General features: G+C 73.1%; 14 protein-coding genes and 1 pseudogene. 5 read left to right on the top strand and 10 right to left on the bottom strand.

What is annotated here, in order from left to right; translation table 11 throughout:
• Positions 1 to 30: 30 nt before the first annotated feature.
• From AB0D49_RS22780 to AB0D49_RS22770, 3 genes are all read right to left on the bottom strand, one after another.
• Positions 31 to 771: an NPP1 family protein gene (locus tag AB0D49_RS22780; RefSeq protein ID WP_362760850.1), complete on the bottom strand. Its 741-nt coding sequence runs from the start codon at positions 769 to 771 to the stop codon at positions 31 to 33.
• Positions 772 to 1,038: 267 nt separating this feature from the next.
• Positions 1,039 to 1,998 (bottom strand): SDR family NAD(P)-dependent oxidoreductase, encoded by a 960-nt coding sequence (locus AB0D49_RS22775; RefSeq protein WP_362760242.1) that lies wholly within the window; start codon positions 1,996 to 1,998, stop codon positions 1,039 to 1,041.
• Positions 1,999 to 2,412: 414 nt separating this feature from the next.
• Positions 2,413 to 3,462: a PHP domain-containing protein gene (locus tag AB0D49_RS22770; RefSeq protein WP_362760240.1), complete on the bottom strand. Its 1,050-nt coding sequence runs from the start codon at positions 3,460 to 3,462 to the stop codon at positions 2,413 to 2,415.
• A 198-nt stretch (positions 3,463 to 3,660) separates the two neighbouring features.
• Here AB0D49_RS22770 and AB0D49_RS22765 point away from each other — a divergent pair, with 198 nt between their 5' ends.
• Complete coding sequence (locus AB0D49_RS22765; protein ID WP_362760237.1) at positions 3,661 to 3,897, top strand: hypothetical protein; 237 nt, start codon at positions 3,661 to 3,663, stop codon at positions 3,895 to 3,897.
• A gap of 21 nt (positions 3,898 to 3,918) precedes the next feature.
• On the opposite strand, the gene AB0D49_RS22760 is transcribed toward AB0D49_RS22765, so the two are convergent.
• The 5 genes from AB0D49_RS22760 to AB0D49_RS22740 form a co-directional block, all read right to left on the bottom strand.
• Positions 3,919 to 5,175, bottom strand: a complete 1,257-nt coding sequence (locus tag AB0D49_RS22760; RefSeq protein ID WP_362760234.1) for a family 16 glycosylhydrolase — start codon at positions 5,173 to 5,175, stop codon at positions 3,919 to 3,921.
• A 177-nt stretch (positions 5,176 to 5,352) separates the two neighbouring features.
• Positions 5,353 to 5,997, bottom strand: coding sequence for a VanZ family protein (locus tag AB0D49_RS22755; protein WP_362760231.1), 645 nt, complete (start codon positions 5,995 to 5,997; stop codon positions 5,353 to 5,355).
• Between the two features lie 171 nt (positions 5,998 to 6,168).
• Positions 6,169 to 6,828: a DUF4230 domain-containing protein gene (locus AB0D49_RS22750; RefSeq protein ID WP_362760228.1), complete on the bottom strand. Its 660-nt coding sequence runs from the start codon at positions 6,826 to 6,828 to the stop codon at positions 6,169 to 6,171.
• Positions 6,829 to 6,955: 127 nt separating this feature from the next.
• Positions 6,956 to 7,336: an anti-sigma factor antagonist gene (locus AB0D49_RS22745; protein WP_362760225.1), complete on the bottom strand. Its 381-nt coding sequence runs from the start codon at positions 7,334 to 7,336 to the stop codon at positions 6,956 to 6,958.
• Positions 7,337 to 7,809: 473 nt separating this feature from the next.
• Positions 7,810 to 8,259, bottom strand: coding sequence for a nitroreductase family deazaflavin-dependent oxidoreductase (locus tag AB0D49_RS22740; protein ID WP_362760222.1), 450 nt, complete (start codon positions 8,257 to 8,259; stop codon positions 7,810 to 7,812).
• Positions 8,260 to 8,451: 192 nt separating this feature from the next.
• On the opposite strand from AB0D49_RS22740, the gene AB0D49_RS22735 reads away from it, so the two are divergent.
• Positions 8,452 to 8,886 carry a nuclear transport factor 2 family protein gene (locus tag AB0D49_RS22735; RefSeq protein WP_362760219.1) on the top strand — a complete coding sequence of 145 codons (435 nt, stop codon included), beginning with the start codon at positions 8,452 to 8,454 and terminating at the stop codon, positions 8,884 to 8,886.
• Positions 8,887 to 8,898: 12 nt separating this feature from the next.
• Here AB0D49_RS22735 and AB0D49_RS22730 read toward each other — a convergent pair whose 3' ends face one another.
• On the bottom strand, positions 8,899 to 9,798 hold the full coding sequence (locus AB0D49_RS22730) for a sigma-70 family RNA polymerase sigma factor (RefSeq protein WP_362760216.1): 900 nt from the start codon (positions 9,796 to 9,798) through the stop codon (positions 8,899 to 8,901).
• Between the two features lie 67 nt (positions 9,799 to 9,865).
• On the opposite strand from AB0D49_RS22730, the gene AB0D49_RS22725 reads away from it, so the two are divergent.
• Complete coding sequence (locus tag AB0D49_RS22725) at positions 9,866 to 10,534, top strand: NAD(P)H-dependent oxidoreductase (RefSeq protein ID WP_362760213.1); 669 nt, start codon at positions 9,866 to 9,868, stop codon at positions 10,532 to 10,534.
• 31 nt (positions 10,535 to 10,565) lie between these two features.
• Here the strand turns inward: AB0D49_RS22725 and AB0D49_RS22720 are convergent, their stop codons facing one another.
• On the bottom strand, positions 10,566 to 11,117 hold the full coding sequence (locus AB0D49_RS22720) for a TetR/AcrR family transcriptional regulator (RefSeq protein ID WP_362760210.1): 552 nt from the start codon (positions 11,115 to 11,117) through the stop codon (positions 10,566 to 10,568).
• 102 nt (positions 11,118 to 11,219) lie between these two features.
• Here AB0D49_RS22720 and AB0D49_RS22715 point away from each other — a divergent pair, with 102 nt between their 5' ends.
• Together AB0D49_RS22715 and AB0D49_RS22710 are read left to right on the top strand one after the other, a co-directional pair.
• Positions 11,220 to 11,681 (top strand): nuclear transport factor 2 family protein, encoded by a 462-nt coding sequence (locus AB0D49_RS22715; RefSeq protein ID WP_362760207.1) that lies wholly within the window; start codon positions 11,220 to 11,222, stop codon positions 11,679 to 11,681.
• A 10-nt stretch (positions 11,682 to 11,691) separates the two neighbouring features.
• Positions 11,692 to 12,003: pseudogene (locus AB0D49_RS22710) on the top strand (flavoprotein); the annotation flags it as partial.
• Between the last annotated feature and the right edge of the window lie 63 nt (positions 12,004 to 12,066).

Below are 12,066 nucleotides of genomic sequence, written 5' to 3'. Positions count from 1 at the left end.
CGGGGTGTCCGGCCTCGGGCCGTGACGCGGTCAGGCGTAGGCGTCGAAGGCGATCCCCGCGGGCTTCGCGTAGTTGAGATGCCACTCGAAGTCGCCGTTCCTGATCTTCAGCGACGCGGAGCCGAAGTTCGCGGCCGTCAGCTTGTCGCGGTAGCCCGCCGGATAGCCGTCCCAGCCCACCAGCCGGGGATAGAACCAGTTCCCGGTGGCGTTCTCGGCGGGCTCGTCACCCGTGCCCGCGAACCGGAAGCAGTGCGTGGAGGCCCCGTCCTTGTGGTACACGATCTTCGGATGGGTGCCGTCGAAGCGGATCGCCGAGCGGGCCGCCACCTGGTACGACGAGTGCTGCGACACCGACACGTACTGCGCCTGGTCGTTCTGCACCCACACCACCACATGCTCCCAGTCATGGGTGTGTCCGATCGCGGCCGGGCCCAGCGTGGCCTGGTCCTTCTCGAAGTAGCTCGCGTACATCACCGCGCACCAGCCGTTGTTGCACTTGGCACGGGAGTAGGTGTTGGCGCTCGCGAGCTGCGCGTAGTCATGGCACTTGCCGTTGACGTCACCGCCGAGCGGGAGCCCGGGGTTGAGGGTGCCGTCGGCGCCGATGGCGGCGGTGGCGTAGCAGCCGTCACCGTCGTAGTCGTAGGCGGGGGAGAAGGTCTGGTCCAGGCCGGGGGCGTTCTGCGGCAGCGGGGTGAGCACACTCGCCTGGGCCGGGGCGGGCAGCGCGACGACCAGGGCCAGCGCGCCGAGTGCGGCGACGCACACCGAGCGGCGCCGGACACGAGTGGGGGTGGCGGAACCTCGGGTGGGGGACAGCGGGTTGCGCACGTGGACTCCTGACTGTGAACGAGACGCTGGACGCGCTCGGCCATCTCAGGTCCAGACCTTCGCAGCCCGGTTCGACGGCGTCAATCACCAGGAGAGAGACGGCATATGAGGTCCCCCGAGGCCACACACGCCGTTCATCCGGAATCCGCAATTCCTGCCCGGAACCCGGTTCTGACGGGCTCCTCCGTCCGGCCCGCGCCCCCGTCACGCGAACGCGTCGACCCCCGTCCGCTCGGCCGACAGCGCCCACAGCCGGGCCGCCTGCTCCGGGTCCGTCGCCCACGCCATGACCCCGGCGCGCCCGCCCTCCCCGGGAGCGGGCTCGGCGATGTCGCAGTCCTCCAGATACACCCCGCCCCTCCCGTCCAGCTGCGGCGAGGTCGCCGCCCAGACCTGGGTGGCGGCGCCCTGCTGCGGGGTCTTGAAGGCGTCCGGGTCGACCGGGTCGCCGTGCTCGTCGATCCAGCCGCGCTCCACCATCTCCGCCGTGGCCAGATGACGCTGGAGCGGCGTCAGGATGCCGCCCGGGTGCAGGGCGAAGGCCCGCACCCCGCGCTCCTGTGCCAGCCGGTCCAACTCCACGGCGAACAGCACATTGGCGGTCTTCGCCTGCCCGTACGCCAGCCACTTGTCGTAGTCGTCCCGGAAGTCGATGTCGTCCCAGCGGATGCCGGAGTTCTGGTGCCCGGCGGAGGAGACCGACACCACCCGCGCCCCGCCCGGCTCGATGGCCGGCCACAACCGGTTGACCAGGGCGAAGTGCCCCAGGTGGTTGGTGGCGAACTGGGCCTCCCAGCCGGGCCCCACCCGGGTCTCGGGGCACGCCATGATCCCGGCGTTGCCGATCAGGAGGTCGATGGTCCGTCCGGAGGCGAGGAACCGCTCCGCGAAGCCGCGCACGCTCTCCAGGTCACCCAGGTCCAGGGCGTCCACCTCGACGCCGTCAAGCCCCGCCAACGCCTCCCGGGCGGCCTCGGGGCGCCGGGCCGGTACGACGACCCGGGCACCGGCCCGGACCAGGGAACGGGTGGTCTCCAACCCCAGCCCCGAGTAACCGCCCGTGACGACGGCGAGCCGCCCGGTGAGATCGACGCCCTGGAGAACCTCGTCGGCGGTGGTACGGAACCCGAAGCCGGAACCCAGCTTGTGCTGTGCAGTGGTCATGTCCGGAACGGTACGAATTGGAGCGCGCTCGAAGTCAAGCGGAGCGCCGCGTGTCCGTCCCGGCGCGCACGGCCGGCCCCGACAGGGGAAGGCCGGGGCAGGGGAAAGCCCCGACCGCGACGGGGGAACCGCGGTCGGGGCGGACTGTGGGTGGGTGCGAAGGGCGGTCGCCTCCTGGCGAAAGGCTCCACAGGGCTTCAGCCGAACGATCGTCCCTGTGGGCGGAAGGTGAGGCCCGGGGACACTGTTCCCTCCGCACCCACGCCCTCTACAACGGGCGACCGCCCCCGGCTGTTCCCGGCCCCCCGAGTGACCCAGGTCACCGGGCCACCGCCAGGTCACCGCGCCGCCACGAGGTCACCGGGCCACCACCAGGTCACCGCGCCACCGCCAGGTCACCGGGCCGCCGCCACGTCACCGGGCCACCCCGGTGGGGACCCGGCCCTCCCGGGTCCAGGCCAGCAGCTCCTCCCGGGACCAGGTGGTCACCACCCGTTCGGCGGGCACCCCGCACTCCTCGGCCCGCGCGCACCCCAGGATCTGCCAGTCCAGCTGGCCGGGGGCGTGCGCGTCGGTGTCGATGGAGAACAGCGTGCCCGCCGCCACCGCCCGGCGCAGCAGCCGCCGGGGCGGGTCGAGCCGCTCGGGCCTGCTGTTGATCTCCACGGCCGTCCCGGTCTCCGCGCACGCCGCGAACACCTCGTCCGCGTCGAACCGCGACTCCGGCCGGGGATTCCCGCCGTCCCGCCCGATCAGCAGCCGTCCGGTGCAGTGCCCCAGGATGTCCGAGCGCGGATCGCGGACGGCGGCCACCATCCGCCGGGTCATCGCACGGGCGTCCATCCGCAGCTTGGAGTGGACCGAGACGACGACCACGTCGAGCCGGTCCAGCAGCTCCGGCTCCTGGTCCAGCGTGCCGTCCTCGTGGATGTCGCACTCGATGCCGGTGAGCAGCCGGAACGGCGCCCAGGTGGCGTTCAGGGCGGCGATCACGTCGAGCTGTTCGCGCAGCCGCGCGGGGCTCAGTCCGCGCGCCACGGTCAGCCGGGGGGAGTGGTCGGTGAGCGCCGCCCACTCATGGCCCAGCGCGGCGGCCGTACGGCCCATCTCCTCGATCGGGCTGCCGCCGTCGGACCAGTCGGAGTGCAGATGGCAGTCGCCGCGCAGCAGCGCCCGCAGCTCCCGGCCCCGCTCGGGTCCCGGCTCCGCCGCCGCCTCGTCCTCCAGCGTGGCCAGATACGCCGGTACGCGCCCGGCGAGCGCCTCGGTGGCCACCTGGGCGGTCTTCGGGCCGACGCCCTTGAGTGTCTCCAGTGTCCCGGCGTCCGCCCGGCGCCGCACCTCGTCCGGACCCAGGCCGGACAGCACCCGGGCGGCGGTGCGGAACGCGCGCACCCGGTAGGACGGCGCCAGGGACCGTTCCAGCAGGAAGGCGATCCGCTCCAGGGCCTCGACGGCATCCATCGCCACCTCCTGCCTCCAGGGTTCCGCACCCCCGCGTCCGGCGCACGGCGGACCCCGGAAGCCGCCACGGGCACACCACGGGCCCGCCGGACACGACCGGCGGGCCCGCGGGCGCCACCCCGATGGCCGACGGTGCCGATCGGGACGAAAAGGTGAATCAGCGGATCATTCCTGACGAATGCGCTCTACGCTCTACACATGACCGAAGCAGCGAGTCCACGCGTCTTCCACCCGCGGATCATGGTGCTCGGCGTCCAGCCCGGCTCCCCGCCGTTCCGCATCGTGGAGATCGACGGAGAGGTGGTCGGCGCGGCGAGAACCGTCATCGACGTGCTGGAGGTGGCCGCCGAATGGGGCATCACCGTGCACGACCTGGACGACCCGGACGTGGTCTGCTGGGTCGGCGGCGACAAGTTCACCTGGATCCCGCGCTGACCGCCGCCGCGCCGGGTCCGCTCAGCCGACCGTCCACTTCTGGGCGGCGGAGCCGTTGCAGGTCCACAGCTGGAGCCGGGTCCCGTTGGCGGAGTTGGCGCCGGTCACGTCCATGCATTTGTTCGCCTGGACGTTCACGATGTCCTGGGCCGCGCTGACCGCCCATCTCTGGGCGCCGGACCCGTTGCAGTCCCACAGCTGGAGCTGCGTGCCGTCGGCGGTGCCGCCGCCGGTGGCGTCCAGGCACTTGCCGAGTGCCCGGACGGTGCCGTCCGCACCGACGGTCCACCGCTGGGCGCCGGAGCCGTTGCAGTCGTAGAGCTGGACGGCGGTCCCGTTGGCGGAACTGGCCGCCGCCACGTCGGCACACTTTCCGGCCAGGCCCCGGATCGCCGAGCCGGTGCCGGTGTCGCTGGTCGTCACCGAGACATGGTCCACCGTCAGCTGCTGCGGGAAGACCGTGGAGCTGTTCGGGTCGCCGGGCCAGTAGCCGCCCACCGCCAGGTTGAGGATCAGGAAGAACGGCTTGTTGAACACCCACTGACGGCCACCGAGGTCGGCCGGGGTCCGGGTCTGGTAGACGGTGCCGTCCACCGACCAGGTGATCGCGTTGGGCGACCAGTCGACGGCGAAGGTGTGGAAGGCGTCCGCGAACGCCTGTCCGCCCGGCAGCGAGTAGGCGGCGCCGATACCACCGGAGCCGGAGTAGCCGGGACCGTGGAGCGTGCCGTGCACGGTGGACGGCTCGAAACCGACGTTCTCCATGATGTCTATCTCGCCCGAGTTGGGCCAGCCGACCTGGCCCAGGTCGTTGCCGAGCATCCAGAACGCGGGCCACATGCCCTGGCCCCGCGGCACCTTGAGCCGGGCCTCCACATGTCCGTACTGGGCGGTGAAGCGGCCCGCGGTGTTCAGCCGTGCCGAGGTGTACTCGCACCGGCCGTACCAGCACTGGTAGTTGTTCGGGTTCTCCCGGCGGGCGGTGATCACCAGCTGGCCCTGGCCGTTGAGGGCCGCGTTGGCGTTGCCCGCCGTGTACCACTGCCGCTCATGGTTGTTGACGTTGTCGCCGGTCTCGATCTGCCACTTCGCACCGTCGACGGCGGCACCGGCCGGTCCGTCGAAGGAGTCGGCGAAGACCACCGCCTGGGTGCCGATCGGACCGTCGGCCGCCGTGTCGGTCCCGGCCTGGGCGGGGGCGGCGACCGCCGCCGAGCCGACCAGGACGGCCGACAGGGCGGCCAGCAGACATCTGCGGAGCAGTCGTGGAGTGGCCACGGCTCTCCCTTCCGTGGACGGCCCGATGGGGCGGGCGCGACCACCGAGGTGGGGGTAAGAGAGGTCACCCTTGATTTAAGTTGTGAGATAAGGGCCCGTCAATACTTTGGTCCGGACCAGCATCCGGCTCCTTCCGGGGGCGAACTCCGGGACCCTCGCCGGACCGGTCTCCCGGTCTCAGACGGTCGGTTCCCGCCGGTGCACGGCCCGCCCCAGCCGCCGTCCCAGCAGCAGGTAACCGGCCAGCGCGCCCGCGCTGTTGAGGATCACGTCATCGATGTCGAAGGCCCGCCCCGTGATCATCGCGCCCTGCACCAGCTCCACGCAGAGCATGACGAACGCGGTGAGCAGCGGAATGCGCAGCACGCCCCGCGCCCGGGGCGCGATCACCGGCACCAGCACCCCGAACGGGACGCCGAGCAGCAGGTTCCCGCCGATCTGCTGGGCCGCCTCGCGCAGTTCGGGCCGGTCGAGATAGCCGGTCAGGGAGCGACCGGGGTGCAGATTGGTGTGGGTCAGGGCCTCGGACGCGGGGGAGGGCTGGAGGGTCAGCCGGGCCAGCACCACGGCGAACCCCACCATCAGGGCGAACGCGCAGGCCATCGCGAGGAAGCGGACCAGCAGGCGCAGATACCGGCGGGCCGTGGGCTCGGTCTTCGTCCGCCGCGCCGCCGCCGTCCCCGGCTTCGGTGTCCGCGCGGGCTTCGCCTTCGGCCGCGCTGTCCATCGCGCTGTCCATCGTGCTGTCGGTCGTGCCTTCGGTTTCCCCTTGCCGAGGCTCGGGGGCCGCGGTAGCCGGAGTCGGGCGGCTGCACGGGGCATGACGGGGCTCCTCGTGTCGGTGGACCGGGGGGATGGGGGAGAGGGGGGCGGGGGGAAGGGGGGACGGGGGGATGGGGGGAAGGCGCGTCGGGCGCCGGGCACCGGGTCTGCGCCACCCCGGCACCCCGTACGCGTAGCTCACGCGCGCCTCACCCGCACCCCGCGCCTACGTCATCCGTAGGTGACCCGGACGTCCTCGAAGCCCAGGGAGCGCAGGAGGCCCTCCAGCATCTCGGTGGTGTTGCGCTCAGCGCGGGCGGTCAGCCCGCTCTCCTTCGCCGCGTCGCCGATGTGCTGGACGGCGAGCTTCTGCACGGCCTGCTCGCTGTTGGGGTTGTCGGAGAAGAGGTCGCCGAGGCGGTCGAGGAGCCCGCGCTGCTTGGAGACCGCGTAGGAGCGGTCGGGGTCGAGGGCCGGGGTGCCGAGGGCCGCGTGCGGCAGCCGCAGCGTGGCGGACGTCCGGTCCTCGTTCACCGTGATGTCCCGCTCGCCGACCTTGCCGAGGTCGACATAGGCGTCGACGGTGCCCGCGCCGACGTACAGCGTGCGGGTGCCGCGGATCGCGTCCGGCAGCAGCCGGGCGTCCTTCTCCAGATCGACCACGACCTGGAAGGTGCCCGAGGCGGCGTCGTAGCGGCTCATGTCCTGGATGGACTGGAGCAGGGCGGGTCCTGAGCGGTCCCGGGTCTCGGTGCCGAAGAGGTCCTTCAGTCCGGGGACCACGCTCAGCCGGAGCCCGGCGAAGAGCACGACGAGCATCAGCACCACGACGCTCGCCAGCTTGGCCCAGCCGGGCATCCGGCCGGGGAGGCGCCTGAGGGAAGTCGACATGTCGATGGCCCTCCTTCCTCCCTTCCGGATGCCCAGCCAAGTGCCGCGCCATACCGATGGGTTGAAGGGACACGTGTTTCCCGGTGGGCGCCCGCGCCAGACGTGGTCGCCCCGCCCCGGCGTGCCGTCAGAGCGAGCCCGACGCCGCCCCCGGACGGGCCGTCGCCGCCTCCAGGGTGGGCAGCGGGGGCAGCAGCCGGGACAGCCCGGTCACCCGCAGCACCCGCAGGGTCAGCGGGTGGACGCAGACCAGCTGGAGCTGTCCGTCCCGGTCCAGGACGCGGCTGCGGGCCCGGTAGAGCAGCCGTAACCCGGAGCAGTCGAAGAACTCGACATGGGTCAGGTCGAGCACGATCAGCGAGCCGGGGCGGGCGGTGACGGCGTCCAGGTACGGGGCGATCTCGGCCGCCGCGGCGATGTCGATCTCCCCGTGGAACTCCACGACCGTGTAGCCGCGCACCCGGTGGACTCTCAGCTGCCGGGTGAGCGGCGCGGGGTCCTGCTGCACGACGACATCGCCTCCTACCTGCTGAACCCGCGGGACACGGCTCAACACCGTTCGCTGCCCTGCAAGTTACCCTCGATAGGAGGAATTCCAGCATGTTCGATTGACATATGTCGCCGAATTGAGAGCGAGTTCTGCCTTCTTGGGGACGAAGGGCGACCGGGGTTGTGTACTTTGTGGTCCCGGCGCCGCCCCGGCACGCACCGTGCCCCGCCACGACCGCATCCAGCGCTGAGCCGCCCGGGTCGACCTTCGCGGCGCCGACGGCATCCGCGTCACCCCGCCCCCATCCCGCCAGTCCGTCTGCGCGTACGCCCCCGCCCCGACAGCGGGAAGCCCCGCCGCGACGGGGGAACGCGGCGGGGCCTGACTGTCGAGTTCCCGGCGGGCGCAGATTTATGCGTGTCCGGCGCGGAGAGTTCGCTTCCGCTCCGGCCGGCCGGGGCTCGCCCCGCGTCCGGAGAGTCCGCTTCCGCTCAGCCCGCGCCCGCCGTCTCCACCACGAACACCGGGATCACCCGGTCCGTCTTCGTCTGGTACTCGGCGTACGGCGGGAACGCCTCGACCGCGCGCTCCCACCACTGCTCGCGCTCCGCGCCGGACAGCTCGCGCGCGACCATGTCCCGTTTCTCGGGCCCGTCCTGGAGCTCCACCCGGGGTTCGGCCTTCAGGTTGTAGTACCAGACCGGGTTCTTCGGGGCCCCGCCCAGCGAGGCGACCACCGCGTAGGTCCCGGCGTGCTCCACCCGCATCACCGGCGTCTTGCGGATCTTCCCGCTCCGGGCGCCCACACTGGTCAGGATCACCACCGGCAGATCGCCGCCCGGCTGGGTGTTGCCCTCGGCCCCACCGGTCCGCTCGTACAGCTGGACCTGGTCCTCGACCCACTTGTTGGGGCTCGGCTCGTATTCACCGTCCAGAGGCATGACTTCCGTCCCTTCCCGCCGCCGCGCTGTCCGTCGGCGGCGCAACTGCCCCCTCCAACACCGGTCGGCATCCGTTTCATCCGGCCCACCCGGCCCACCGCCATGACCCCGGAGGTCATCGCGCGGGCGCCGCGCCGTCCGGCACCGTGGTGAGCACCGCGAACAAGATCGCACGACGGCCCGGGAGGGACCATGACCACCGCCCCCGACACGGACACCCGTACCGTGGTGGAGGAACTGCTGCGCCGGATCGCCGCCGGGGACCCGGAGCGGGTCGCCGAGCTGTACGCCGACGGCGCCGACTGGAAGCTGAGCTGGCCCGAGGACGAGCACGGACGCGCCGCCACGCCCTGGATCCGCGCCCGCAGCACCCGCGCCGACGCCGCCGCCCACTACCGGGACCTCGGCAGCCACCACCGCCCCGACGAGGTCGACACCCGCGTCGAACGCCTCCTGGTGGACGGCGCCGACGCCGTCCTCCTCGGCGAGATCCGCCAGACCGCCGCCGCCACCGGCCGCGCCTACCGCGCCCGCTATGCCCTGCATCTGACCGTGCGGGACGGACTCGTCGTCCGGCACCACGTCTACGAGGACAGCTTCGCCGTGGCCCGCGCCTTCGCCCCGTAGGGGCGCCGCCGCTCATCCGCCGTCCAGCACCCGCACCTCCACCGCCGCGAGCCGCGCCGGACCCGCGACCACCTCGTACCCGGCGACCCGCTCCCCGGTGACCGTCACCCGCAGCACGCACAGCAGCCGCCCGCCCGGGGCGACGACGATGCCGACCGCGCCGTCCACCAGGGCGACCGCGCCCGACCGGGCCCGCTCCCGCAGCAGCACCGTGCCCTCGGCGACCGCCCGCGCCCCGCGCAGCTCCACCGGCACACCCGGCGGCAGCACGGAGGGGTCCGCGTGCCGTACGACATCGGGGGCCAGGACCGTGAGGAGCGCCGCCGTGTCGCCGCCCCGGGCCGCCGCGAGGAACGCCTCGACCACCCGCCGGTCCCGGCCGAGCGCCGCGTCCGGCTGCCCGGCGGGGCCGCGCACCTTGTGCCGGGCCCGGCTCGCCAGCTTCTTCGCCGCCGGGACGGAGCGGTCCACGATCCGGCCGACCTCGTCGAACGGCACCGCGAACAGATCGTGCAGCACGAACGCCACCCGCTCCGCCGGGGTCAGCCGCTCCAGCACCACCAGCAGCGCCAGCCCCACCGACTCCGCGAGCACCGCCCGCTCCTCGGGCACGTTCCCCTCGTCCGGGCCGCCCGGCTCCGGGGCGGCGGGCCCGTAGGGGTCCTCCCGGCGGGCCGTGCGCGCCCGCAGCATGTCCAGGCAGACCCGGGACACCACGGTCGTCAGCCAGCCCGGCAGACTGCCGATCCCCTCCGCGCCGGTCCGGGCCAGCCGCAGCCAGGTCTCCTGCACGGCGTCGTCCGCCTCGTCCGGCGAGCCCAGCATCCGGTACGCGACCGCCCTCAGCCGCCCGCGCTGCTCCTCGAACCGGAGCGCCAGTTCCTCGCGCCCGTCGCCGCCGTCGCCGTTCATCGGTCACCTTTCCGCGCCGTGCCCCGTCACCACTCTGACGAGCCCACGACCTCCGAGGTGACCACGGATGACTCTGCTGCACATCGACTCCAGCGCCGACACGCCCGCCGACTCGGTGAGCCGACGGCTGACCGGGCGCTTCCTGACCGCCTGGACGGCCCGGCGGGGCGGCCCGGTCCGCCACCGCGACCTGGCCGCCGACCCGGTGCCGCCGCTGACCGCCGCCTACACCGCGCTCGGTCGCCGGGTGGAGCGCGAGGGCATGGTCCCGCCGGACAAGGTGCCCGCGCTGCTCGACGGACCCGCCGAGGAGCGCGAGTGGGCGCTGACCCGCCCGCTGATCGACGAACTGCTCGCCGCGCGCACCCTGCTGCTGGGCGTGCCCATGTACAACCTCGCCGTGCCCGCGTCCCTGAAGGCATGGATCGACCGGGTCACCTTCCCCGGCGCGTTCACCGACCCGGACTCCGGGGAGAGTCTGCTGCGCGGGACCCGGGTGGTGGCGGTGCTGGCCCGGGGCGGCGGCTACGGCCCCGGCAGCCCGCGCGAGCACGACGACTTCCAGGCCCCCTATCTGCGGACCTACTTCGCCGGTCTCGGGGTCACCGACCTGCACCTGGTGACCGCCGAACTGACCCGGGTCGACCTCATGCCCCATCTCACCGGCCTGGCGGACCTCGCGGCCCGCTCGCTGGCCGGGGCGGAACAGCGGATCACGGAGCTGGCCACCGCGTGACGCCCGTCGGGCACACCGTCCTGAGCGGCGGTCACCCGTCGAGCAGCGACCGTGCCGCGTCGCGCGCCCGCGCGGCCGGTGCGGTGCCGCCCTCGATGCCCGCCGTCACCATGGCGCCCTCCGCCAGCAGGAACAGCGGCCACACCAGGGCGGGAGGCCGCCCGGCGTCCGCGACGAGGACCGCGAGATGGTCCCGGAACGCCGCCTTGTGCGCCCGCACCCGCTCCGCGACCCCTGGGGAGGCGGCGCCCAGCTCCCCGTACGCGTTGATCCACGCGCAGCCCCGGAAGCCGTCCTCGGCGAACCACCGCTCCAGCCAGTCGTAGACCGCGAGAATCCGCGCGCGCGGGTCCTCGTGCCGCTCGACATACGCGGCGAGTCTGCCGCGCCAGTGGGCGTCGCGCCGGTCGAGATACGCCTCCACCAGCCCTTCCTTCGACGGGAAGAGCTGGTACAGCCGCTTCAGCGAGAGCCCCGAGGCGGCCCGTACGGCGTCCATCCCGACCGCCTGCACACCCCGCGCGTAGAACAACTCCCCGGCGGCGTCGAGCGCCCGGTCCCGTACGGCGTCCGCACTGTCCATGAACGGCCTTCCTTGACGTGGAGAACGAACGTTCTCTAGCGTATCCCGACATCGGGAGAACGTTCGTTCTCCGCGATCCCTCCATACCCCTCAGGAGCCCCCATGGCGATGGACCGCCCGCCCCTGCCGCCCTTCACCCGTGAGAGCGCCGCCCAAAAGGTGCAGGCCGCCGAGGACGCCTGGAACAGCCGCGACCCGCACACGGTCGCGCTCGCCTACTCCGAGGACTCGGTCTGGCGCAACCGCGACACCTTCGTCACCGGCCGCGCCGCGATCGTCGCCTTCCTCACCGCCAAGTGGGCCCGGGAGCACGAGTACGCGCTGCGCAAGGACCTGTGGGCGTTCGACGGCCACCGGATCGCCGTCCGCTTCCAGTACGAGTGCCGCGACGGCGAGGGCCGCTGGTGGCGGTCCTACGGGAACGAGCTGTGGGAGTTCGACGCCCACGGGCTGATGACCCGGCGCGAGGCGAGCATCGACGACATGCCCATCGAGGAGCACGAGCGCCGTATCCACGGCCCGCGGCCCGACGCCGAGCGCGGGGCGGCGCTCCCGCTTCAGTAGGGTTCGCCGGATGGACCAGGAGAACACCGGGGACGGCGGACCGTTCCTCTACGTCGTCGTCTGCGCCGCCGGGATCGCCGCCGGAGTCGGTGAGCTGATCGACGAGGCGCGCCGGCGTGGCTGGGACGTCGGGGTGATCGCCACCCCGCTCGCGGCGGGCGGCGGGTTCCTCGACGCGGCGGCCCGCACCGGCCGCCCGGTCCGCTCGGCCTGGCGCGGTCCCGCCGACCCCCGCCCGTTCCCGCCGCCGGACGCCGTGGTGGCGGCGCCGGCCACGTTCAACACGGTCAACAAGTGGGCGGCGGGCCTCGCCGACACCCTAGGGGGTGTCTGATGGATCTCCGTGGCGTCGCGACGCCCGGCACGCACTCTCGCCGCACCGGAC

This window comes from Streptomyces sp. NPDC048290 (genome assembly GCF_040652095.1).
GTDB lineage: Bacteria > Actinomycetota > Actinomycetes > Streptomycetales > Streptomycetaceae > Streptomyces.
This window is presented reverse-complemented; position numbering and strand designations above follow the sequence as displayed.

What these genes read in the sequence shown, in the direction of transcription:
- AB0D49_RS22775 (WP_362760242.1), bottom strand. Translation starts at nt 1,998, where the DNA reads ATGACCACTGCACAGCACAAGCTGGGTTCCGGCTTCGGGTTCCGTACC.
- AB0D49_RS22735 (WP_362760219.1), top strand. Translation starts at nt 8,452, where the DNA reads ATGACCACCGCCCCCGACACGGACACCCGTACCGTGGTGGAGGAACTG.
- AB0D49_RS22750 (WP_362760228.1), bottom strand. Translation starts at nt 6,828, where the DNA reads ATGTCGACTTCCCTCAGGCGCCTCCCCGGCCGGATGCCCGGCTGGGCC.
- AB0D49_RS22770 (WP_362760240.1), bottom strand. Translation starts at nt 3,462, where the DNA reads ATGGATGCCGTCGAGGCCCTGGAGCGGATCGCCTTCCTGCTGGAACGG.
- AB0D49_RS22725 (WP_362760213.1), top strand. Translation starts at nt 9,866, where the DNA reads ATGACTCTGCTGCACATCGACTCCAGCGCCGACACGCCCGCCGACTCG.
- AB0D49_RS22765 (WP_362760237.1), top strand. Translation starts at nt 3,661, where the DNA reads ATGACCGAAGCAGCGAGTCCACGCGTCTTCCACCCGCGGATCATGGTG.
- AB0D49_RS22740 (WP_362760222.1), bottom strand. Translation starts at nt 8,259, where the DNA reads ATGCCTCTGGACGGTGAATACGAGCCGAGCCCCAACAAGTGGGTCGAG.
- AB0D49_RS22715 (WP_362760207.1), top strand. Translation starts at nt 11,220, where the DNA reads ATGGCGATGGACCGCCCGCCCCTGCCGCCCTTCACCCGTGAGAGCGCC.
- AB0D49_RS22730 (WP_362760216.1), bottom strand. Translation starts at nt 9,798, where the DNA reads ATGAACGGCGACGGCGGCGACGGGCGCGAGGAACTGGCGCTCCGGTTC.
- AB0D49_RS22755 (WP_362760231.1), bottom strand. Translation starts at nt 5,997, where the DNA reads ATGCCCCGTGCAGCCGCCCGACTCCGGCTACCGCGGCCCCCGAGCCTC.
- AB0D49_RS22720 (WP_362760210.1), bottom strand. Translation starts at nt 11,117, where the DNA reads ATGGACAGTGCGGACGCCGTACGGGACCGGGCGCTCGACGCCGCCGGG.